The organism is Pseudarthrobacter sp. 05T312, from assembly GCF_056396685.1.
On the sequence record NZ_JBFTLY010000002.1, the window covers coordinates 385,366 to 408,048 of the forward strand.

The 22,683-nt window shown below is 63.4% G+C and carries 16 protein-coding genes; 7 read left to right on the forward strand and 9 right to left on the reverse strand.

Annotated elements, in window-relative coordinates; translation table 11 throughout:
* Nucleotides 1–41 precede the first annotated feature (41 nt).
* Both AC1DIP_RS05885 and AC1DIP_RS05890 read left to right on the forward strand, forming a co-directional pair.
* Nucleotides 42–629 carry a hypothetical protein gene (locus AC1DIP_RS05885; protein WP_477733196.1) on the forward strand — a complete coding sequence of 196 codons (588 nt, stop codon included), beginning with the start codon at nt 42–44 and terminating at the stop codon, nt 627–629.
* Nucleotides 626–3,457, forward strand: a complete 2,832-nt coding sequence (locus AC1DIP_RS05890; RefSeq protein WP_477733197.1) for an ATP-binding cassette domain-containing protein — start codon at nt 626–628, stop codon at nt 3,455–3,457. The genes AC1DIP_RS05885 and AC1DIP_RS05890 overlap by 4 nt, the downstream gene beginning before the upstream one ends.
* A 643-nt stretch (nt 3,458–4,100) precedes the next feature.
* Here AC1DIP_RS05890 and AC1DIP_RS05895 read toward each other — a convergent pair.
* Together AC1DIP_RS05895 and AC1DIP_RS05900 are read right to left on the reverse strand one after the other, a co-directional pair.
* Complete coding sequence (locus AC1DIP_RS05895; protein WP_477733198.1) at nt 4,101–5,372, reverse strand: SLC13 family permease; 1,272 nt, start codon at nt 5,370–5,372, stop codon at nt 4,101–4,103.
* A 3-nt stretch (nt 5,373–5,375) separates the two neighbouring features.
* A complete protein-coding gene (locus AC1DIP_RS05900) occupies nt 5,376–6,122 on the reverse strand; it encodes a GntR family transcriptional regulator (protein ID WP_477733199.1) in 747 nt (248 codons plus the stop codon).
* Between the two features lie 76 nt (nt 6,123–6,198).
* On the opposite strand from AC1DIP_RS05900, the gene AC1DIP_RS05905 reads away from it, so the two are divergent.
* Entirely contained in the window at nt 6,199–7,053 is an 855-nt protein-coding gene (locus tag AC1DIP_RS05905) for an amidohydrolase family protein (RefSeq protein ID WP_476207804.1), read from the forward strand.
* Between the two features lie 138 nt (nt 7,054–7,191).
* Here AC1DIP_RS05905 and metH read toward each other — a convergent pair whose 3' ends face one another.
* From metH to AC1DIP_RS05930, 5 genes are all read right to left on the reverse strand, one after another.
* Nucleotides 7,192–10,836 (reverse strand): methionine synthase, encoded by a 3,645-nt coding sequence (metH, locus tag AC1DIP_RS05910; protein ID WP_477733200.1) that lies wholly within the window; start codon nt 10,834–10,836, stop codon nt 7,192–7,194.
* A 1,061-nt stretch (nt 10,837–11,897) separates the two neighbouring features.
* Nucleotides 11,898–12,278, reverse strand: a complete 381-nt coding sequence (locus AC1DIP_RS05915) for a DUF7793 family protein (RefSeq protein ID WP_477733201.1) — start codon at nt 12,276–12,278, stop codon at nt 11,898–11,900.
* A 200-nt stretch (nt 12,279–12,478) separates the two neighbouring features.
* On the reverse strand, nt 12,479–13,348 hold the full coding sequence (locus AC1DIP_RS05920; protein WP_285244067.1) for a S1C family serine protease: 870 nt from the start codon (nt 13,346–13,348) through the stop codon (nt 12,479–12,481).
* Between the two features lie 554 nt (nt 13,349–13,902).
* The gene (locus AC1DIP_RS05925; protein ID WP_285244066.1) at nt 13,903–14,373 is read right to left on the reverse strand and encodes a hypothetical protein; all 471 of its coding nucleotides are present in this window, start codon (nt 14,371–14,373) and stop codon (nt 13,903–13,905) included.
* Between the two features lie 587 nt (nt 14,374–14,960).
* Nucleotides 14,961–15,281 (reverse strand): DUF1622 domain-containing protein, encoded by a 321-nt coding sequence (locus tag AC1DIP_RS05930; RefSeq protein ID WP_285244105.1) that lies wholly within the window; start codon nt 15,279–15,281, stop codon nt 14,961–14,963.
* 417 nt (nt 15,282–15,698) lie between these two features.
* Between AC1DIP_RS05930 and AC1DIP_RS05935 the strand changes: the two genes are divergently transcribed.
* Nucleotides 15,699–17,807, forward strand: a complete 2,109-nt coding sequence (locus AC1DIP_RS05935; RefSeq protein WP_477733202.1) for a transglycosylase domain-containing protein — start codon at nt 15,699–15,701, stop codon at nt 17,805–17,807.
* A gap of 57 nt (nt 17,808–17,864) precedes the next feature.
* Here AC1DIP_RS05935 and AC1DIP_RS05940 read toward each other — a convergent pair whose 3' ends face one another.
* Nucleotides 17,865–18,788, reverse strand: a complete 924-nt coding sequence (locus tag AC1DIP_RS05940; RefSeq protein ID WP_477733203.1) for a DUF6789 family protein — start codon at nt 18,786–18,788, stop codon at nt 17,865–17,867.
* Nucleotides 18,789–19,410: 622 nt separating this feature from the next.
* Between AC1DIP_RS05940 and AC1DIP_RS05945 the strand changes: the two genes are divergently transcribed.
* From AC1DIP_RS05945 to AC1DIP_RS05955, 3 genes are all read left to right on the forward strand, one after another.
* Nucleotides 19,411–19,845, forward strand: a complete 435-nt coding sequence (locus AC1DIP_RS05945; protein WP_285244062.1) for a low affinity iron permease family protein — start codon at nt 19,411–19,413, stop codon at nt 19,843–19,845.
* 9 nt (nt 19,846–19,854) lie between these two features.
* Nucleotides 19,855–20,154: a DUF4193 domain-containing protein gene (locus AC1DIP_RS05950; protein WP_285244061.1), complete on the forward strand. Its 300-nt coding sequence runs from the start codon at nt 19,855–19,857 to the stop codon at nt 20,152–20,154.
* 219 nt (nt 20,155–20,373) lie between these two features.
* Nucleotides 20,374–20,985: a phosphatase PAP2 family protein gene (locus tag AC1DIP_RS05955; protein ID WP_477733204.1), complete on the forward strand. Its 612-nt coding sequence runs from the start codon at nt 20,374–20,376 to the stop codon at nt 20,983–20,985.
* A 264-nt stretch (nt 20,986–21,249) separates the two neighbouring features.
* Here AC1DIP_RS05955 and AC1DIP_RS05960 read toward each other — a convergent pair whose 3' ends face one another.
* Entirely contained in the window at nt 21,250–22,320 is a 1,071-nt protein-coding gene (locus tag AC1DIP_RS05960; protein ID WP_477733205.1) for a YihY/virulence factor BrkB family protein, read from the reverse strand.
* Between the last annotated feature and the right edge of the window lie 363 nt (nt 22,321–22,683).

Sequence of the window (22,683 nt, forward strand, 5' to 3'; positions counted from 1 at the left end):
TGGCCAGCGGATCCGGACCGGCAACGCCCTACCCTTGACAGGTGACTTTGACTACGATCCGCACCGCCGCCGCGGGCTCCCTCGCCGCCGCCGGTCTCCTGCTTTCCCTCGCCGCCTGTTCCACGCCGGCCGCCAACCAGCCAAGTGCCTCTGCGCCCGCGTCGTCAGCATCGGCTTCGGCCAGCGCTGCTTCATCGAGTGCCAGCGCCGCTTCGACCTCTGCCGGCCCGTGCGCCGGCGTGAAGGTCATCGTCGATTCCGGCGCCCTGAAGCAGTCCGCCGCCGATACCTCCACCTGCGTATCCGTGGACGGACCCACCGTGGCCGCCAAGGTTCTCGAACAGGCGAAGATCAAGACCGAAGGCACCACGCAGTACCCCAACGAACTGGTGTGCCGCGTGAACGGCGTTCCCGCGGCCGACTTCGACATCAAGCACAAGGACGGCACCTACCGCGAAGAGTGCAAGGGCATGCCCGCGGCCTTCGCCTACTGGTCACTGTGGGTCAAGCCGGCCTCGGGCGACTGGGCCTACGCGCAGGAAGGCGCGGCAACCCAGCAGGTCAAGCCGGGCGAGAGCCTGGAACTGCTCTTCACGGTCGACGGCGAGCCGGCCGCCCCCGCGGCATGACCTTCCGGCCCGCGCCGTTGCGCGCAGCGGCGGTTCTCGCTGCTGTGTTCATCACGGCGCGGGTCGCCTACCGGGCCCTTTTCAACGGGGCGGCCACCGGCGCCCCGGTCCTGCTGGACCTGCCGCCGCTGCGGCTTCCCGCCCCCTATGCCCATGTAGTCTTCCTCGGCCCGGTCACCGGGCCGGGACTGTGGGCGGCGGCGCTGTCCGCCCTGCCCATAGCCGCAACGATCCTCGGCTTCGGCCTGCTCAACGCCTGGGTGGATGTGTCCCGCGGCTTTGTCCGCCTGGCCCGCGGCGGTCCCCTGCAGGGCGTGGCCCGCATGCTGGTAGTGGCGTGGGCGGCGCTCCCTGCGCTGGCCGACGCCGTGGCCTCCGTACGCCTGGCGTTCCGGTTGCGGGGCGAACGCTTTGGCCCCCGTGCCCTGGTGCCCGTGCTGGAACGCACCCTCGAACACGCCGGGCGGGTCGCCGCGGCACTGGAGCTGCGCGGCTTCGGGAGCCGGGGAGCGCAGCAGAAGGGGAAGAACGACGGCGGCGCGCCGCTTGAGGTCCGGTACGCACGGTTCCGGATCGCTGACGTGTGCATAGAGGTGGACCGGTTTGTGCCGCAGGCCGGGTCCGTCACCGTCATCACCGGGCCGACCGGCTCCGGCAAGTCCACCATCCTGCGGGGGATCGCCGGCTTGCTCTCCCACGTTGACGGTGGAGAGGTTTCAGGCACCGTACGGGTCGGCGGGCTGGACCGCGCTGCTGCGCCGCCGCGTGACACGGCCCGCCTTATTGGCGTCGTCCTGCAGAATCCCCGGGCCGCATTCGCCACCACCCGGGTCCGCGACGACATTGCCCTGGCCCTTGAGCTGCGCGGCGTACCCAGCGCTGCTGTGAAGGCGCGGGTGCGAGAGGTGGCGGATCGGGTCGGGGTGTCCGCGCTGATGGACCGCAACGTCAGCACCCTCTCGGCCGGTGAGGCGACGCTCGTGGCCATCGCCGCCGCCGTCGTGGATCATCCGGCACTGCTCCTTGCTGACGAGCCCCTGGCCGACCTTGACTCCCCGGCACGCGCACGCGTCATCACCGTGCTCAGCGCCCTCGCCCGGGAGGAGGGGGTGTGCGTCGTCGTGGCGGAGCACCGCGCGGCGGCGCTGGTCACTATTGCCAATTCGTGGTGGACCATCGAGCGCGATGCCCTGGTGCCTGGCGTTGCGCCGTCCGCGGCTCCTGGCCATCCTCAGCCCGGTCCGGCCCCGGAGCGGGTGCCCTCCGTGCCCGTGCTCACGGCTGCAAACCTTTCGGTGCACCGCGACGGCAAGCCGCTGGTGCGTGACGCGTCCCTGGCCCTGCAGCACGGTGAGATTGTCGCGCTGGTGGGCCCGAACGGGGCCGGGAAGTCGTCCCTCCTGGTGGCGCTGGCCCTGGGTGAGGGAGCTGTTGAAGGCAAGGTCGACGGCGGTAGGGTGGCCCTGGTGCCGGACGCCTCCGACGACCTTTTCACCAGGGACACTGTTGCGGGAGAGCTCCGCGCCGCCGAGCGGCGCCTGGCTCGGGGCAAAAAGGGTGGGCCGATCGCGCCCGGCTGCGCGGCGTCGCGGCTGGCCCTCCTGCGGGGAGATGGCCGCCTTCCCATTGGCCACGAACATCCCCGGGACCTGTCCGCAGGCGAGCGCAGGATCCTGGCCATCGCGCTGCAGACCATGGACCGTCCGAAGGTCCTGCTGATCGATGAGCCCACCCGCGGCCTTGATCCCACGGCCCGGACAGCCGTCTCGGCCGCACTCCGGGCAGCGGCGGACGACGGCACGGCAGTCTTGATCGCCACCCACGACTTCGATTTCGCCCACGGCTTGGGCGCCCGGATCCTGCCGATGCGGGACGGTGTGGCGCCGGCGGCCGAACCAGCCATAAGCCCCGAGCTGCTTATCCTCCCACCCCGGCCGGCAGTTGCAGGGCCTCAGCCAGCGACCCTCGACGAGCGGGCTGACTCCCGGGACACTGTAAAGCCCCGCCGCCTCCGGATGCCGCGCTTGGTCGAGCTGGCAGTCCTCGCCGCCGCAAACCTGCTGTCCCTTGCAGCATTCTGCTGGCCGCTGCTCGCCGCGGCGCTCCCCCAGGACGCCACTGCTGCCCTGCCCTACGCGGCGCTGGCCATCGCACCCGTGGCGGCGGTCGCCGTCGTGGTGTCCCTGGACGGATCGGTCCGCTCGGCACATACCGTGGCCCTGCTCGGCGTCCTGGCCGCCGTCGGTTCCGCCGTCCGTGTGGCGAGCACCGGCGTCGGCGGCGTAGAAGCGGTGTTTATCCTGCTGATCCTGGCCGGGCGGGCGTTCGGTGCCCGGTTCGGGCTGCTGCTCGGTGCGACGACCATCGCCGTTTCCAGTGCGTTGTGGGGCGGCATCGGACCGTGGACGCCGTTCCAGATTTTCGCCTGCGCGTGGGTGGGTGCCGGAGCCGGCCTGCTCCCCCGCCGGGTGCGCGGCAGGGCCGAACTGTGGATGCTCGCGGCCTACGGCGCGGTGGCGTCCTACATGTTCGGGCTACTGCTGAACCTCTGGTTCTGGCCCTTTGCGGTGGGCGGCGGCACCGGCATCTCCTACGTTCCGGGCGCGCCGCTGGGCACCAACCTCAGCAGCTTCCTGCTGTATTCGCTGTTGACGTCGACGGCGGGCTGGGACACCCTGCGAGCCATCACCACGGTGATCGGCGTCGCCGTGGTGGGGCGTGCCGTGCTCGTCTCGCTCCGGCGGGTGAAGCCGGTGTCAAGCGGGGGCGGGCCACCTTCGCAAGCTCTATCCGGCCAGGCGAGGGACCGGCTTCACCTCGGGGTCTGAGGACACCGACGGGAATCCCAACCCGCACGCTGTCCGGGAACCTCGACGCGCTACTCGCGAACCTCGATGCGAAGTGGCTTCCTCCTACCGCAGGCCATCCGAAGCGTTTCGAGGCCGAGATGGGATGGTCTGGCAGACCGCTGTTCATCCCGCCCTTCCGGGAAGTCGAACCAGCGGGTTGACGGGATGTGGGAAACGAGAGGATTGACGTGGCAGAGAAATTGATTGCCCTGAATAACGGGGCGGAGATCCCGTCTTTGGGGTCTGGGGGTGTTGCAAGCGAGGCCCTGCACCGGGATCATGGCATTTCTAAGGTCGTTTTAGGACGGTGAGTTTGTCGGCGTGGAGGAAAAGGCTGCGGCCGGAGACGCCGTCTTGGGTTAGCCAGAAGACGGCGCCATCTAAGGCGACCATGTCGACGATTCCCGACGCTAATAATGTCCCGTTTTTGTAAACATCTATTTGATCGCCGAGTCGCAGTTTCGTCCAGTTCGGGACTGGTTCTGTTCGGCGAGCTGGCATGGTCATCCTTTAGTGTGCTGATCTGACGGTGCAGCGGACTCATACTCACGTCGTTGTTGGGAGCTCGGGAGTTGCTGAAGGCGGGCTGAGAGCTCAGCCCGCCTTCCCTGGGTGTCCTGGGTTAGATGACTACGAACAGGAGCCTGGCCAGCAGGGGTGCTGCGACGATCATTGACATGCCCCAGATCATCATGCCGCGGAAGGTCTTTTCGCGTTTTTCTTCCTCTGTGTTGGCGATGACAAGTGCCCCGCCGGTGGAGAAGGGACTGGAATCGACAGCAGAGGCGGCGATGCACAGCGCGATCACGAAGCCCAGGACAGCGACGGAGCCTGTGACAAGCAGCGGGGCTGCGAGGGGGACCAGGACGACGAACATGGCGTTGGTGGAGGCGAAGGCTGAGACGACGCCGGCCACTGCGAGCATCATGAGTGCGGCGAGAAGCGGCGTCCCGATGCCCGCGACGGAGTTGGCGAGGCCTTTGATGACGCCTGCGTTTTCGAGCATGCTGATGTAGGTGACGATTCCGCCGATCAGCAGGATGACGTTCCAGCCAATGTGGCCGAGGGCTTCCTTGGAGTGCTGCGGGTACAGTGCCGAAAGGACCACGGCAGCCGCGAGGGCGAGGAATCCTACGTCGAGCTTGAAGCCCAGGGCGCCGACAAGGATGCTGACCATGAGCACCACAGTGACGATTTTCTGGCCCGTCCAGGTAGCGGTTTTGGTGATGGTTGCGGTGCCGCCGCCGAGGTATGAGGTGGTGGTGTCCGCGGTCTCTTCTTCGCGTCCGCGGCGCATCAGTTCAGGTCCCCCCAGCAGAATGAACGCGACAGCGTTGATGACAACGTTGGCGATGAAGGTCCAGAGGAAGAGCTGACCGGCGTCCACGGAGACGCCAACTTTCGCCAAGACTCCGTTGACGATGTTGTAGTAGACGGCGATGGGGGAAAATCCGCCTGCGTTGGTGCCGTTGATGATGCACAGCCCGACCAGCAGCGGGTTAATCCTGTACCGCTGGGCGAAGGCGAGGCCCACGGGGATAAGAATGGCGTTGGTGGCTGCAGACAGCGCTCCGGAGCCGGTAATAATGGCGGCGAGGATGAAGAAGACCCATGGGACCAGGGCGATCCGTCCCCGCACGGCTCCCACGGCTCCTCCGACGATCTGATCGATGGTGCCGTTGGCCCGTGCCATGCCGAAGAGGTAGGTCACGCCCAGCAGGGTGATAAGGAGGCTGCCCGGGAAGCCGGATGCAAGATCGGAGGCCGTCTGGCCGAAATAGAGTACGCCGAGCAGGAAGGTAACAACCAGGGCGACGGCGCCCATGTTGATGTTGCGCCACATTGAGAGGCCGAAGATGAGGACGAGGCCGGAAACGGCCACAAGTTCTTGCATGGCTTAGTTGATCTCCACTTGGTATCGGAATGATGATGCCAGCCCATAGGACTCGCGGTACTCGGCGACGTCGCCGGTGTGGGTTCGTGCGGTGCGGTTGATTTTGACGAGGGGGTCCCCGCCTTTGCAGTTCAGAAGTGCGGCCTGGCCGCCTGCCGCCTGGGTGACCGAAAGTTCCTCGGTTGCCGAGCCAATAATGATGCCGATCCGGTTTTCGTATTCCGGATACAGCAGGCTGCCGAGCTCCTCGAGATCAACGTCAGCGATCGGCTGAAACTGCGGCAGCGGGAGCCAAATGTCTTCGACCAGGAAAGGGGTGTCCTGCCACAAACGAAGACGATGAAGGTGCAGGACAGGGGAATCTTCCTGGACGTTCAGGGCGGCGGCGACGTGGATGGGTGCGGCCTGCGTGGTCCGTTCGAGGATGCGGCTGCCGGGGGCGTGTCCGGCGCCGCCCTGCATCCGGAAGAAACGGAACAGGGAGTGCTGGAATGTAGCCCGACGAACATAAGTACCGCGCCCCTGGTGGCGTTCCAGGATCCCGTCAGCGGCCAGCTCCGCAAGGACGCGCCGCAGCGTTCCCACCGAGATGCTGTACTCCTCAGCCAAGGCAGACTCGGGCGGCAGCGGTGTTGTGCTGGCCCATTCGTTTGCCCGAACGCGCCGGATCAGGTCATCTTTGACCCGGGCGTGAAGCGGCAGTCGCTGGTCGGTCTGAGCCAAAGCCGGGGAGCTGGAAGGTTGTGTCATGCCTCACAGCCTAAACGAGATTCCTTTATAGGTCTAGTCCTATAAAGGTTTATTGTTCTCAGGTTATGGTGGGACCATGAACGGAAACGGCCTCCCGCTGGTTGATACTCACGCGCACATTTTCCATCCACGGCTTCGCGTAACCGATGGCGCACGGTATGTCCCGGACTATGAGGCGACGCTGGACCAGTACCTGAACGTCCTTGCCACCAATGGGGTGGGTCGCGGTGTGCTCGTTCAGCCAAGCTTCCTCGGCTCTGACAACAGCTACCTTCTGGCCGGCCTTGCCGTCGCCCCGGACACCCTTCGCGGCGTGATCGTGGTGTCCACTGACGATCTCCGGCGCGAACTTTCCCAGGAGAGGGTGCGCGTTCTGCACGAAACCGGCGTGCGGGGCGTGCGGTTGAACCTTGTCGGGCGCCCTGTCCCCGACCTCTTCTCCACAGCGTGGAAGGCGGCGGGTTCGGTGATGGCAGCCCGTGGTTGGCACTTGGAAATTCAAGCCTCAGGGCAGCAGTGGCTCGACCTTGCCCCCGCACTGGCCGCATGGCCAACAAGACTGGTCATCGATCACCTCGGACTGCCCCAGAGCCAACACCCTGAAGCCACCGAGGCCGTGCTGGACCTGGCCGGGAAGACTACGACCTGGGTCAAGGTCTCCGCCCCGTACAGATCCTCCTATGATCAGGCCGCGGTGATGTTCTCCCGGCTGCTGGAGCAAGGCTCGCCCGACCGCCTCGTGTTCGGCAGCGACTGGCCGTTCACCCGACATGAAGAGAACACCTACCAGGAACTCCTGGTATGGTCCCGAAACCTGGCAGGAGAAGAACAGCTCAACCGCATGATGACCATCAACCCCTACGCACTCCTGGAGTGGCCCGAACCATCCCACAACACCGCGATCGCGCCGGCGCTCCAGCGCCCGAACTAGACGCGACGAGCTGTTCGAGGTGGACTGAGGCGACAAACCCCTTGACGCCTGCAACAGCCGCCCGCCGTTTGGCTTCCACGAGCCTTTCGGGGCTCGAACCCTGCCTGGTAGGAAGGCCAGGCCACGGCCCGGCCCAGCTCACACCTTGAAGTATTTCGCCTCCGGGTGGTGGAACACGAACGCGTCGGTGGACTGTTCGGGGTGCAGCATGAGCTCGTCGCTCAGGATGACGCCCATGCGCTCGGGCTTCAGCAGCTCGGTGACCTTGCGGCGGTCCTCCATGTCCGGGCAGGCGGGGTAGCCGAGTGAGAACCTGGCGCCGCGGTAGTCCAGCTTGAAGTACCCGGCAGTGTCCTTGGGCTCCTCGGCGGCGAAGCCGAGCTCCTTGCGGATACGGGCGTGCCAGAACTCCGCCAGCGCCTCGGTGAGCTGCATGACCAGGCCGTTGAGCTCGTAGTAGTCGCGGTACTGGTTGGCCGCGAACATCTTGGACGTGAACTCTTCGATCTTGGAGCCGGCAGTGACCAGCTGCACGGGCAGCACGTCGATCTGGCCAGACTCGCGGGACTTCACGAAGTCTGCCAGGCACAGGTGCCGGTCGCGGCGCTGGCGCGGGAAGTCGAACCGCAGGCGGTCGGTGCCGATGGGTCCGCCTGAACCACCGTCCGGGGCGAGCAGGCCTGCCTGGCCTAAGACGCCGTCGGGATCCTCGCCGTGGTGCAGGACCACCACCTGTTCGCCCTCGGAGACCACGGGGAAGTAGCCGTAGGCCACGGAGGCGTCCAGCATGCCTTCACCGAGGATGCGGTCCAGCCAGTAGCGCAGGCGCGGGCGGCCTTCGCGTTCCACGAGTTCCGCGTAGGAGGCGCCGTCCTCGCCGCGGCCGGGCTTGAGGCCCCACTGGCCCATGAAGGTGGCGCGCTCATCGAGGAACGCGGAGTAGTCGTGGAGCGAGACGCCGCGGACGATGCGGGTACCCCAGAACGGCGGCACGGGCACGGGGTTGTCGCTGGCGACGTCGGAGCGGCCGGGCATGGCTTCGGGCTCGGTGATGGTGAACTTCGCCCCGCCCTTGTGGATGCGCTTCTTCAGCGGCGGCAGGCCGACGTCGTCCGGTGATTCTCCGCGGGCTACGCGCACCAGCGGTTCCATGAGCGAGAGGCCCTCGAAGGCGTCCTTGGCGTAGCGGACCACGCCGTCGAACTGCTCGGCCAGGTCCTGCTCCACGTAGGCGCGGGTGAGGGCGGCGCCGCCCAGGATGACCGGCCACTTCTTGGCGAGACCGCGGGACTGCAGCTCCGCGAGGTTCTCCTTCATCACCACGGTTGACTTCACCAGCAGCCCGGACATGCCGATAACGTCGGCGTTATGCTCCTCGGCGGCGGCGATGATCTCGGCGATGCCCTGCTTGATGCCGATGTTGATGACCTTGTAGCCGTTGTTGGTGAGGATGATGTCCACCAGGTTCTTGCCGATGTCGTGCACGTCGCCGCGCACGGTGGCGATCACCATGGTGCCCTTGCCGGAGGAGTCCGACTTCTCCATGTGCGGTTCCAGCAGTGCCACGGCGTTCTTCATGACTTCGGCAGACTGCAGCACGAACGGCAGCTGCATTTCGCCGGCGCCGAAGCGTTCGCCCACCACCTTCATGCCCTCGAGCAGGTGGTCGTTGATGATGCCGAGCGGGGTCATGCCTTCGCTGCGGGCCAGGTCCAGGTCCTCCTCGAGGCCCTTGCCTTCGCCGTCGATGATGCGGCGTTCCAGGCGGGCGCCCGTGGGCAGCGCGGCGAGTTCGGCGGCGCGCTGGTCCTTGAGCGCTGCGGTGTCGACGCCGGCGAACATGTCGAGCATGCGGGCCAGAGGGTCGTAGGTGGTGTTGCCGTCGGCGTCGTATTCGCGGCGGTCCCAGACCAGGTCCAGGGCCACCTTGCGCTGCTCCTCCGGAAGGGAGGCGAGCGGAACGATCTTGGCGGCGTCGATGATGCCGCTGGTTAGGGCCGCCTGGACGGCTTCGTGCAGGAACACGGAGTTCAGCACGATGCGCGCGGCGGGGTTGAGGCCGAAGGAGACGTTGGAGACCCCGAGGGTGGTGTTGATGCCCGGGTACTTGGCGGTGATCTGGCGGATGGCTTCGATGGTTTCGATGCCATCCCGGCGGGTTTCCTCCTGGCCGGTGGCGACGGGGAAGGTGAGGCAGTCGACAATGATGTCCTCGACGCGCATGCCCCACTCGCCCACCAGGGAGTCGACCAGGCGGGAGGCGATGGCCACCTTGCCCTCGGTGGTGCGGGCCTGGCCTTCTTCGTTGATGGTCAGGGCGATGACGGCGGTGCCGTGTTCCTTCACCAGCGGCATGATGCGGGCGAACCGGCTGCTGGGGCCGTCGCCGTCCTCGTAGTTGACCGAGTTGACCACCGGGCGGCCGCCGATGAGTTCCAGGCCGGCTTTCAGGACGGGCGGTTCGGTGGAGTCGATGACCAGCGGGAGGGTGGAGGCAGAGGCGAACCGGGAGACGATTTCCTTGACGTCGGCCACGCCGTCGCGGCCCACGTAGTCGACGCAGACGTCCAGCAGGTGGGCGCCGACGCGGATCTGTTCGCGGGCGATGTCCACGCAGTCATCCCAGCGTTCCTCGAGCATCGCCTGGCGGAAGGCCTTGGAACCGTTGGCGTTGGTGCGCTCACCGATGGCCAGGTAGGCGGACTCCTGGTCGAAGTTCACGTGTTGGTAGAGGGAGGCGACGCCGGCCTCACGTTCCGTGGGGATTCTTGCCGGTGCTGTTTTATCTTCGGTTGCCACGGCTTTGGCGCGGAACGGTGCCAGACGTTCGACGACGGCGGCCATGTGTTCGGGCGTCGTACCGCAGCAGCCGCCCACCAGGCCCAGGCCGAATTCGCGGACGAACTGTTCGTGTGCGGTAGCGAGTTCGGCGGGTGAGAGCGGGTAGTGCGCGCCGTTGGCGCCGAGGACGGGCAGGCCGGCGTTGGGCATGCAGGCGATGGCGACGGAGGACTGCTTGGAGAGGTGGCGGAGGTGCTCGCTCATCTCATCCGGGCCGGTGGCGCAGTTCAGGCCGATGGCGTCGACGCCGAGCGGTTCCAGGGCGGTGAGCGCGGCGCCGATTTCGGAGCCCATGAGCATGGTTCCGGTGGTTTCGACCGTGACCTCGACGAAGATGGGGAGGCGGATGCCTTTGGAGACGATGGCCTGCTTGCAGCCGTTGACCGCGGCTTTGGTCTGCAGGAGGTCTTGGCTGGTTTCGATGAGGAACGCGTCCGCGCCGCCGTCGATGAGACCCTCGGCCTGGAGGGCGAAGGTCTGTTTGAGCCAGTCGTAGCTGGTGTGGCCCAGGCTGGGGAGCTTGGTGCCCGGGCCCATCGAGCCGAGGACCCAGCGCATGCGGCCGTCTGTTTCCTCTGCCGCTTCGGCGCGGTCGCGGGCGATTCTGGCGCCTTTTCTTGCCAATTCTTCGATGCGGTCGTCGATGCCGTAGTCCGAGAGGTTTGACCAGTTGGCGCCGAAGGTGTTGGTTTCCACGGCGTCGATGCCGGTGGCGAAGTAGGCGTCGTGGATGTCCGCGATGACGTCCGGCCGGGTGTCGTTGAGGATCTCGTTGCAGCCCTCGAGGTTCTGGAAGTCCGTGTCCAGCTGGAGGTCGCGGCCCTGCAGCATGGTGCCCATGGCGCCGTCGGCGATGACCACCCGGTGGTTCACGGCGTCCAGGAGTTCCTGCGAACGGGCGGGGCGGGGGACGGACTCGATGTCCAGTGCGAAACGAGGCATTTAAACAGGTTACGGGCGGGGGCGCCTGAGTTGCGCTGTGTGTCCGGATGCTACGGCGGGGGGTCCTAGGTTGGCCCAAGTTCGGAGCTGGTCGTTGCTGGCCTAGAGACTCTTGCCATGCGATTCGGCAACCCACCCAAACCCTGGGAAGCATGGGATCAGTCTGATTCGTGGGAGAAGTTCTTCAAGAGTCAGGAGCTCACGGAAAAGCAGTCTTCTGCATTCAGAGAGCGGCTCATCGCTGACAAACATATGCGCCTTGCCGAGACGTTCGGGACCTACGTTTCGGAACGTCTCCCGACGGCTTTTGGGAAGAGGAAGTCAAGAACTAGGTGTGGGGCATCGACGGCACTACCGGGGTCCCTCTTGAAGGTTCATGGAACCGAAGGCGAACCGCGTGACCGCCATTTCGGAGACAACCGAGCCAAAGTGAAACAAGCGTTCAAGAAGGCATACAACGCTCGCTCACTGTTCATGCATGCAGGGAGGCAGACAGTAAATCTTGTAGATGACTTGTTCGGCGATGACAGTGATCGGAATCGTCCAAGGGTCTCGTTTGCTCAAGCCCGCGCTGCGTTACGACGGCTTATCCTCTTGGAGCTAGACGAATTAGGTGATCCGGATCCGGCTGGCCTTGAGGGCGTTGGATTTGAATTTACGGCGCCGTCTGAACAGGGCATGCCGTAGATAACGGAGGGAAAGAGCAGCTCAGCCCCAAAAGCGCCCTCAAAGCTCCACATCAGTAGAGGCGCGAGTGGGTAGAACACTCCCCCATCGCCAACCTTACAGAATCTTCATTATCGGCCGGCCCTAACGTGAAGCAGACCCTTGACAGGCGGCCAAATTGAGCATCGCAGCTCATTTAGCAGGAGGGCAGCCCATGTCTGTTGCTCCCTCCGTCTTTAGTCATTCAGTGCAGCAGCTGATTTACAGATTTCAATTCCCACGGCCCCTCGCTGATACTTCATCAGGCCCAGAGCCGTGAGCAGTAACCAGGCATGGGGAGGGATGCAAGGCAGAAAGATGGACGTCGCAAGGAATTTATTCGGGTAAGAGCCCCGCTATGCACGTGACTCCACGGAGTCCTCAAGCAGCCACTCCGTTGCCTTGTCTGGAGATGTGAAATACCGGACTGGAAATCCGGCTGGTAATAGGGGCAGGCGGAACATAGCGATCACGTGATCAACGGGCGAGGAACCCAAGAGTGCCATACGCGAGATGCTGGATGGATCGGGAAAGACTTTTCGAGCGGCAGCCGAGTGGGTCACACCCTGAATTTCGACCAGCATCGGCAACCTGGCGCCTTGGCCCATGGTGGAGATGGCTTCAAGGGCTGCGTTGGCTACGTCAATGCCGACGTAAGCTCCTTGCTTCCAGCGCAAGTGAAGGATTCCACCGGACAACTCCATCGTGCCTTTGCCCTTGATGTCCAGCTTGCTCATACCGTCCCCTCTCGCGAAAGCCAAACTATTTTTGACCGTGTGACCCAATGGCCTCACCCTGCCCTAAGGCCCGGTGGATCTCCTAGGTGTTCTGGTTGTCTCTTTGCGACGCTGTCAGTCGGGCGGAAGTTCCGGCGTCCCGGCTTATTTGCTCGGGTAGTTGTGGATTCTGCTCCCGCTGCCACGTGTGCGGGCGCTTCTCAAGGTGCTGCGGCCAGGTTTCCGAGGGTGACGTGCAGGGTCTGCGGTGTTGACCCGCGCTGCACCACGATGTCGACCTGCTGTCCGGGGTCCTGTTTCCTGAGTGCCACGAGCAGGTCTGTAACGTTTCCGATCTGCGTTTGGGCGAATTTGGTGATGATGTCGCCTGCTTTCATGCCGGCATTGTCCGCTGGGCTGCCTTGGGAAACGTTGACGATCAATGCTCCGGCAGTGGCGGGCAGAGAGAACCGTTGAGCTAGTTGCGGTGTGATGTCGGTGGGGACGACACCGAGTGCTGCGTGTTTCACCGCTCCGCTGGCCAGGAGTTGGTCGGCAACGCTGGTAACCGTGGACGATGGCGTCACAAACCCGATGGCAACTGCTCCGGAGCTGGGTGGCAGGTACGCCTCGGACAGTCCGATGACCTGTCCGGTTGAGTCTGCTACTGCGCCGCCGGAGTTACCGGGAGAAATGGGGGCATCGGTTTGCAGTAGGTCGATGGCGCCGTGCGGTGATTCCTTGGAAGGCGGCATATTCCGGTGCAGGCTGGATACGATTCCTGCGGTGACTGTTTCCTCCAACCCTAAGGGGCTTCCGATCACGACGGTCATAGAGCCCACTTCCGGATCGGAAGAAGCGAATTTGGCTGCCGGAAGGCCATTACGGTCGACCTTGATTACGCCAACGTCCGTGACGTCGTCCACGCCTAGGACGGTACCTTGGGACTGGGAGCCGTCGGCGAACTGGACCTGAACGTTCTTGAAGGGCTGTTTTTGCTCGTTCTCAACGACGTGGGCGTCGGTGACGATGGATCCGTCGCTGTGGTAGATGACTCCGCTGCCGAGGCCTATATTTGTGCGGATCGTCACGACTGACGGTTCGACTTCCTTGACCACGCCCGGAACCGCTGGCAGTCCCCCACCTACGACCGGGGCAGCCACCGAAGCGGAAACCGTCGGTGATGCTGCGGGGGGACTGGATGTTGGCGCGGGATTCCCGGTGCACCCAGCCAGAGCGAGTGCTGCTGCCGTGACTGCAGCTGCCGGGTACATCCTGAAGTATTTCATGGGGTTACTCCTTTTTGAAAGCCCCCAAGGAAGCGGGGCCCTTGCGCCTCTGAAACTGTTCCGCCCCGCACCGTCCTGACTGGTGAGCTGGTGAGAAGCGTTCCTGCCCCGTCCGCCTCGCTTTTCCGGGTGGCCGGGAACAACTATCGCACCGTGGTTTTATTCAACCGCACTAATTGCGTAAACGCAACGGTCACCCGTCTAACCCCCAGGATGAAGTCTCCCCGCTCGCAAGGCGGTGGAAGTTGCTTTTCTGTGGTTCGCATCTTGGTGAGTGCTTGTTGGGGGGTGCTCGGCGCTCCGCGGCGCCGCGGTCGATGAGTCCTTTATGGGCTGACTGGTACAGGCCTTTAGGGTTAGCTGGATGGGCTTGGTGATGGAATGTATGGCCGGTACTGGTCAAAGGTTCCGTTCTGGATGGGCACGTTGATTGTGGCCTGTTGCCCTTTCACTGTTACCTGTAGATCGGTGCGGGCGCCGGGCGGCTCCTGCGTGCTGTTGAAGATCAGAGGTGACTGGTCAAACTCGACGTGTCCCAGAGCGGGGATCTTGACTGGATGTTGTTCATCGGAGTCGGCAAGGACCATTTGTATGTCTGTAGCGGTGGTGTTGAAGATCGTTCCCAGGACGCGTCCGGGTTCGTTTTGGCCGGACGTCACGATCAGGACGCTCCGCAATTGCAGTCCCGAGAAATTTAGGTCCGCGCCGAGGGCAATCGGGTCGCGGTCTCCTTCAGAGGGGTTGTAGCAGCCGGTCAACACAGCCGCTGATATCGCCAGGGCCGGGATCAAGTGGAAGGACTTTGTGATGCTATGGGCGGGTTTCATGGGAGGTCCTTATCGTGGTGCTGTGAATTGATCGGCTGATCAAACCTGAAGCCGCAGGCGCAACTGTAGGTGATGACAACGTCGTGGACGGGGCTGGTGTGGCTTTCCCCAAGGGGTCCCTGGCGCGAGGTCGTCATTGGCTCACCGCAGTGGGTGTGTGTTGTGAGCATCCGTAGAAGCTGTGGATCGGTGGACATTGCTTTGACGCCTTCCGGCACCCGGCGTTGTTTCATGACTCCTCACGGCCTGTTTTGATCTCGTCGCCGGTAGTGAATTTTGTATTCATAGTGGTCTCTCTTCGTGAGGTGTCGGTGGTGGGTGCCGCCCCTCATTGACCGGTAGAGCCTGGCCTGTCAAGCAGTCGATCGTCTAATTACGCCTGGGGGAAAGCACGGGCTCGCCCGTTCTCCGGTCAGCTGTCTCGTCCTCGAGATGCCAGCGCCCGTCATGGCATCCAAATAGTGTTTGATGCCTGCTGATGATTCCGTGACCAGCCCGTACAGCCGATGGAAGTCGTCGTCGTGGTTCTCTGTGCTCATGGTCCCTAACCCAAAAGGTATGGCTGCAGATTCGGCACCGGTCTCATCTCAGGCTGCGCTCGTGGCGGGAACCGGCTCGGTGGATTTTTGCCAGGGCCACCGGCCGGTGATTTCCAACTCCAGGGAGAAGCTTAGGAATGTCCGGATGACAACGATCACGGCCAGGACTCCGACACTGGTAAAAGTGGACGTCACGGCCACGGTGCGGATGATGTCAGCGGCGACGAGGAGTTCAAGGCCAAGAAGGATGGACCGTCCGAGCAACTGCCGGTATTCCCGGTAGAGCGACCGGTTTGGGGGACGGCTGCCTTCTCCGAGGTTTCGGCGGCGTATGGCCAGCGGCACCGAGACCACGGCGCCGACGACCATGACCGCCACTCCGGCGAAGTCCAGGTACCGCCCGGTGGTTTCAATAATGAGTCGCAATCCACGTCTGTCTCCCTGCAAGCCGCGTATCGCCCGTCATCCCGACAGGCCGCAGCCTTTTCGACTGGTCCTGAAAAGTCTGTTCCCTAGTGAAGGGGCCTTCACGTCAGTCTGACGCATCACTTGCGAACAAGCAATGAACTGTCAGAGCCCTGATCACTCCTCTGCAGGATTGTTGCGCTCCTGTAACCGTGCACGGCATCGGCACTAGGAACGGGGCGATAAAGTTATTTGCTAATTGGTAACTATTCGAAAGGTGTCATCCTCAACCGCGGCGGCGTTTCGACCGCCTCCTGGCATGCCCGGGCAGGGCTTAATAGGCTTACCTCTGGCGTGCGGCACGAACGAAGGAAGTCCTGCATGCTGATCAAAGAGACTCTGTGGAGAAACGCCGCGGCCTTCATCGCCGCCTGCGTTATTGGCGGCTTCCTGGTCGCCGGGCTCCTGGCCCCGGCCGCGGCGTTGAGTTCGACGGCGGCAGGGGCATCTATTAGGTTCTTTGATCAACTCCCCTCGAACCTGGACCTGGAGCCGCCGTCCAGGACATCCCAGGTCCTGGCGAAAGACGGGTCGGTCATCGCCACTTTTTACGCCCAGAACCGGGCTCCGGTGAACCTGGAACAGATGTCACCGTTCATCCGCGACGGGATCGTGGCGATCGAGGACGCCCGTTTCTACGACCACGGCGGGGTCGACCCCGCCGGTATCCTCCGCGCGCTCTACGTGAACGCCCGGGGCGGAAGGCAGGGCGCATCGACAATCACCCAGCAGTACATCAAGAACGTCCTCATCCTGTCACCAGCAACCGGCGGCAGCAGCCCAGACGTCGCCACGACCGACGCCTCCCGAAGCATCGGCGACAAGCTTCGGGAAATGAAGCTTGCCATCGGGCTTGAGGAGAAATACTCCAAAGACCAGATCCTGCAGGGTTACCTGAACCTCGTCTATTTTGGCAACGGGGCCTACGGCGTTCAGGCGGCAGCGAAATCATATTTCGGAGTGCCCGCCAACGCGCTGACCCTTTCCCAGGCGGCAGCACTGGCAGGGGTGGTGAACAGGCCGGCTTACTACGATCCCCTCACACAGCCAGACCATGTGGTGGCCCGCCGGAATGAAGTTCTGGACAAAATGCTTCAGCAGGGATATATCTCCCCCACGCAGCACGACAAGGCTACGGCATCACCCTTGGCCCTGGACGTCCAGCACACCCCACAGGGCTGCGCCGCTGCGACCGCACCCTATTTCTGTGACTACATCCAACGGCTGATCCTCAACGATCCCGCCTTCGGTACAGACGAGGCAGCCCGGCACAAGCTCCTCTACCAAGGCGGACTGACCATCCGCACCACGCTGGACCCGGACCTGCAAAAGACCGCCCAGGAACAGGTAAATGCCTCACTGCCGGCAACAGACCCCCTGCAACGCGGCGCCGCCCTTGTCAGCGTTGAGCCCGGCACCGGCAAAATCCTGACCATGGCCCAAAACACCATCTACGACCCGACCCCAGGACCTGGACACTACACGGGCAACCTCACCCTTCCCGAAAAGGACAGCAACGGCAATCCGCTTCACGGAGCGGGCGGCTTCCAGATCGGCTCCACCATGAAACCGTTCGTGTTCGCTGAGTGGCTCAACTCCGGCCGGTCCATGGCTACAAAACTGGACGGCTCGGTCCGCATCTACAAAGCCGACTATCCGTGGAAAAACAGCTGCGGCACGACAACGGGCTCCTACGATCCAGCCCTGGGCCAAACTCCCCTGCCCAACGACGACCCCTACCACTACTACCGAATGAGTGTACTTCAGGGCCTGTACCACTCAATCAACACCATCACGTTCCAGTCGGCGGCCCGGTTGGACTTCTGCAACATCCAAAAAATGACCACGGCGGCCGGAATCAAGAACGGCCACACCAACAAGCCCTACGACCTCTCCAGCATCGCGAGCCTTATCGGTACCCAGGACGTCGCACCACTGGACATGGCGAACGCTTATGCCACGTTCGCCGCAAATGGAGTCCACTGCAACCCGATAGCACTGGAATCGGCCACCGGCCCCGACGGCCGCGACTATCCGATGCCGGCAGCCGACTGCCGGCGGACCATCGAGTCGGACGTCGCCGCAGGCGTCACCTATGCCCTCAAACCCGTGCTCACCAAGGGCTCCGGCTACAACATTCCCGTGGGCAAGGAACAGGATATCTTCGCCAAAACCGGGACCACCGATGGCCACACCCAGACATGGACGGTAGGGGCTACCACGGGCATCTCGACCGCCTCCTGGTTCGGCAGCTACAAGGGATTCGGACCAAAGTGGGCGAACGAGAACATCACCATCAACGGAACGTACTACACCGGACTGGACGGGGCTAACATCGCCGGCACGCAATGGGCCCACCTGATGAACGCGGCAGCCCCGCAATACCCGGGGCACCGGTTCCCTGCACCGCCGCCATCAATGTTGCGCTGAAGCCTGATGTGGGCAGCACCCAGAACGACTGGGGCGACAGGGCCCGGCGAAAAGGTCCTAGTCAACGCCTTCGGTGACCTGAGGATAGGGAACGGCGGGATCCACGAGTGCCTGCACCCCTCCGGGGACGAAACGCACGTGAACGCCATGTTCCTGCGTGGCTGCCGATTGTTCCAGCACCGGCGATACTGTCGCGGTGAAGGCAGGATCCTTGTCGGATAGGTACGCGACGTACGATTCCGGCAGCCGGGACAGAAGATCATGGCGGTCCACATTGCCTGAAGGCCCGGACACGTCACCAGGCTTAGCAGGGACACGCTCCGCCAGGGCCCGCCTGCCAAGGACGTTGCCCAGGACAGCGCCGTAGAGCAGATGGGCGGCCAACATCGTCAGCGCCCTGCCGGTCTTGTCCCGGTGTGCAGGGGGCAGTATTCCCATCGCCGGCAGCCAACCCTCGTACCCCACCACCCACACAAATACACCGTAGGCTATGCCCGCGGCCCGGGTGGACTGCTTCCTGCGTGCCACGGCATAAAGACATCCACCGGCCACTCCATACCCAAAATGGGCAAGGACAGCAGCGGCATCCCTGAGCGGAAGCGGAAACCGGGGAAAGAACTTATCGATGATCTTCCGTGGAGGCTCGTAATTCATCACGCCGGTGACGTCGGCGGCAACGAGCAGAGCGCTCATCGCGGCCGTAGCGACCAGCCCCGCCAAACCGCCGCCGACAACAGTTTCGGAAGTTAGTTCACTGCGATGGGTATCCATTCCTTCATAGAACCGTGATATTTGTGTAAACGCAAGCAAGCTCCTAACTAGACTTGCTTTCCCCATCCACTGCAGCTGACAACTTGAGTCGCGTTGGATACGGCAAACTTTAGAAGTCAACGCGCTTGCGCGGGTTGCGAAACCCTGCCCCGACAGCCCATTATCGGAATTTTTCCCGGAGAGAGGGGTTGCGGGAGACAGTCGGGTCATTGCGGACCGGCAACTGTTGCGCTACACTTCCTATCACGTCCGCTGAAAGCCCGAGGAGAGATACAGGTGAAAACAGCGCGCCTTTGGGCGGCAGTGACCCTGTTGCGTTCCTGGCCAGGGGTAAGGGAGGACTTGCCCGAATGCGGCGCTGCGGCGGCCCTGAGTCGAAAGGATGCACCGTGAGACCTTTGGAAGTGGTCAGGGCAGCATATGGTACCGCGGAGCTTCTGGCTCCTGGAGCGGCGGAATGCTTTTTCATCGCACGCGCCCCCGATGCCCACGGCCGCACGTTCATCCGTGTCCTGGGGGAACGGCACCTGTTGCAGGCCACCGCCACTGCCATCTTCGGTGGTGGGGCTCCCCTGCACTGGATCAGTGCCGGGGCCGATGCCCTTCATGCCTTGACGATGTTGGGCCTGGCCGCGGTAGACCGGCGACGGCGGCACGCCGCGGTCGCCAATGCGTGCATCGCCTTGGCGTTCGCCGCCGGGGAACTTCGATCAGGGACCCCCAGACGCCGTCCGCAGCTAGACGGGCACCGCGCCGGCATTACCGGGCAGGCGGCGGGCGACGATCGAGTAGATGCGCCGGTCAGCGGCGCGAGTCATACAAGGATGGGACCATGACTACTGATCCAAGCAGTGGCGAAGGGGGCGGCTTCTTCACCAGGTTCACCTCCAGGACGGCAAAGGTTCTGGGCCACGCCTGGATCTTCGCTGCGGCCGTCGCTGTTCTGGTGCTGTGGGCCTGCACCGGGCCACTGCTGGGTTTCTCCAATACCTGGCAGCTGGTGATCAACACGGGCACGACGATCGTGACGTTTTTGATGGTGTTCATCATCCAGAACACGCAGAACCGGGACTCCGCGGCGTTGCACCTCAAACTTGATGCCATAATGCACGAGCTTCGGGTCACCAACTCCAAACTCTACGAAGCTGAAGACGAGGGCGAAGACGAAATCGAGCGTCAGCGCAAGCACATCGAAGCACAATCCGAAGAGCCGCCCGGCAAAGAAGAGCGGCACGTCAACCAGGAGAACAAAAACGAGAAGAAATGAGTACCCGCCATGGCCAGCGATTACGACGAAGTCCGCCCTGAGGTAAAAGAGTCCCAGGAAAGTTCCTTGGAGGCGCTCCGGACAGAAAGCACCCCTGACGCACGCAGCGTCGTGAGGGAACTCGACGAGGCCGACACCGTCGACGGAGTCGACCTGCCCGGCGACTTCATCGCCGAAGAGCTCATCGTGGAAGTCGTCCCCCAAAAGAAGGATGAATTCGTCTGCTCCTCCTGCTTCCTGGTCCACCACCGGTCCCGGCTGGCCAAGGAGAAAGACGGACACGTCTACTGCATTGAATGCGAGGGATGAAGCAGTGACGGTCCTGAGAGCACCTGACCACAGCCATGGGACCTTCGGGGGCCTGGGCCTGCCACCCCAGCAGCTTGATCAATCCGTCCAATGAGCGGCGGTCATGGGCCTGTCGAGCAGAGCGGACGAAAACGTTTCCACTTAGGCGATGGCAAAAGGGTATCCACAGGCCGGTTCCTGGTTCTTCATGCGGTGTCGCTAAGCCTTTTCCTGGCCGGTATGTCCTCGTTTGTACTGACCCTTGGGGACGTGCTGAACGGCAGCGGGCTCGCCAGCGTCGACGGACCTCTGACTGACTGGTTTATCCATCACCGCACGGGTACAGCCACACTTGTGCTGGCCGGATTCGCTTTCGTTTTCGGACCCGCGGCGCTTCCCGTGATCACTTTAGTAGCCGTCGTTGCGTGGGCCTTGGTGACCCGTCGTCTGTGGCGCCCTATATTGCTGGCCGGGGCGATGATCACCGGGGTGGTCCTCACGGAGGTCATCGCCCACATGGTGGGACGCCCCCGGCCCCCGGCCGAATATATGATGCTCGGCGCCGACGCCACATCATCCTTTCCCTCCGGACACGTCGTGGGTGCCTCGAATTTCCTGCTCGTCGGGGCCTATCTGGTCTTCTCACGTTCCTCCCGCAGAACCGCCCTGATCGCTGCTTTCGGTGCCGCTGCCGTTGGCCTGACAGTGGAGGCAGCAAGCCGTATCTACCTTGGCTACCACTGGTTCACCGACACAGTAGCCTCCGCTTCCCTCTCCACCGTTCTCCTCGCAGTCGTGATCCTGCTGGACGTTACCCGGGGTGTGCGGCCAGGTCCCGAACCCACAGAGTGAACTCTCCCTGGGCGCTAATCCACACTTACCGGCCGCCGGAACGCCTACGGGAGGTGACCCGGACGGTCCTGTGGTTCCGAGCGCTTCTCGGCTGCCTGGACAAGGAGCCTCGCCGGGTGGCACAGGATCTCAGGGACCGGGAGAACGCTGCGGCGGGGCGAAATGCAGTTTGTCAGTGGAAACAGGTGAAGGTGCCGGGCCGACAACAAGCCTTCCCGGAACTCCCACTGCCCCAACTGAAGTGCTTGGGGAGCCCAGACCTGCTTAGGTCCTGTCTACGGCAGGGCCCTCCCGGAAGCTGTATATTCCCCGGAGATCGGCGTCCGCGCCGGATTTCTTCTTCCTCCTGCCGCGCAGTTTGTCGCTCTTCTTTGTGTCCCTCGGCGGCAACTGGATAGTTACTTGGGCCTTGAAGCCGCCTTGCAATTCCCTGCCCCGCTCTGTCTCGGCATCGAACTCGGCTCCGAAAAGCAGTGAAACATTCAGAATCCACAGCCACAGCAGCATGATGACTACGCCTCCGATGGCGCCATAGGTCTTGTTGTAATTGCCGAAGTTGGCGATGTAGGCCAGCACGAAGGCCACCAGCGCGATGAAGGACCCCGGGCTCAACCAGCGGAACCGAGGCTGGCGCACGTTTGGGGTGACGTAGTAAAGCACCGCGACGATGACGATAGCCAGCAAGATAATGACTGGCCACTGAGCAATATTCCACATGGCCAGGAACAGGCCGCCAAGACCCAGCAGACGGCCCGCGGCCTCGGCTACAGGGCCACTGAGAACGAGCGGGGCCGCGAGCATCGCAACGATAACCACGGCAAGAATCGTTACGCCCAGCATCGTGGCCCGGAACCTGATCAAGCCCCTGCCCTCGTCGACTTCATAGATCCGGTTCATGGCACGAGCGAAAGCGCTCACGTAGCCCGAAGCGGTCCAGAAGGCCCCTGCGGTGCCGATCGCGAGGGTGAAGCCTGCGGTCTGTGATGTTGTCAGTTCCTCAATCGGCCCGCGAATCACGTTCACTGTGGAGCCGGGGGCAATGCCGCGCAGAATATCGAGAAGCGCCGGAGTGGTCCCATCTGCCTGACCGACGATACCCAGCAGAGAAACCATGGCAAGCAGCGCCGGGAAAAGAGACAGCACAGCGTAGTAGGTCAGTCCGGCAGCGAGGTCGGGGCATTGATCCCGGCTGAACTCCCGCAAAGTCCTCCTCGCGATGTATTTCCAGAACGGCTTGGTGACATCCCCGGGCCTCTCCGGTTTACGGCCGTCATCGGGTGCCGGAGCATGCCGCACCGTAGCGGCACGGGATTCGGAAGCGTCATCTAAAGCCATGCCCGTATCTCCTTGTTGAGCAGAATCCCACCTACGGCGGGACTTCTTCATATTCTTATCCGCCAGGCTCGGGCCCGGCCGGGAAGCCGCAACGGGGATGAGCCGGCATAAGGGCTGTACGTGGCGGAAAGTGAGCCTGCTGCAGCAAATTGGTCCGTCACCTAGGTGTATTGACCACGGAGGTTAGGAACATGCGGCGTGGTTAGGTGACAAAAAGAAGACCTCCAAGTGGAGTGGGGCTTGTCTAAGAGTCCGATCCACAAGGAGGTCTTCAATGTCCCATGCTAACGCGCTTCTGACGCCGAAGGGACGGCTCCGGCTGGCCCGGTGCATCGTCGATGACGGGTGGCCGCTGCGCCGTGC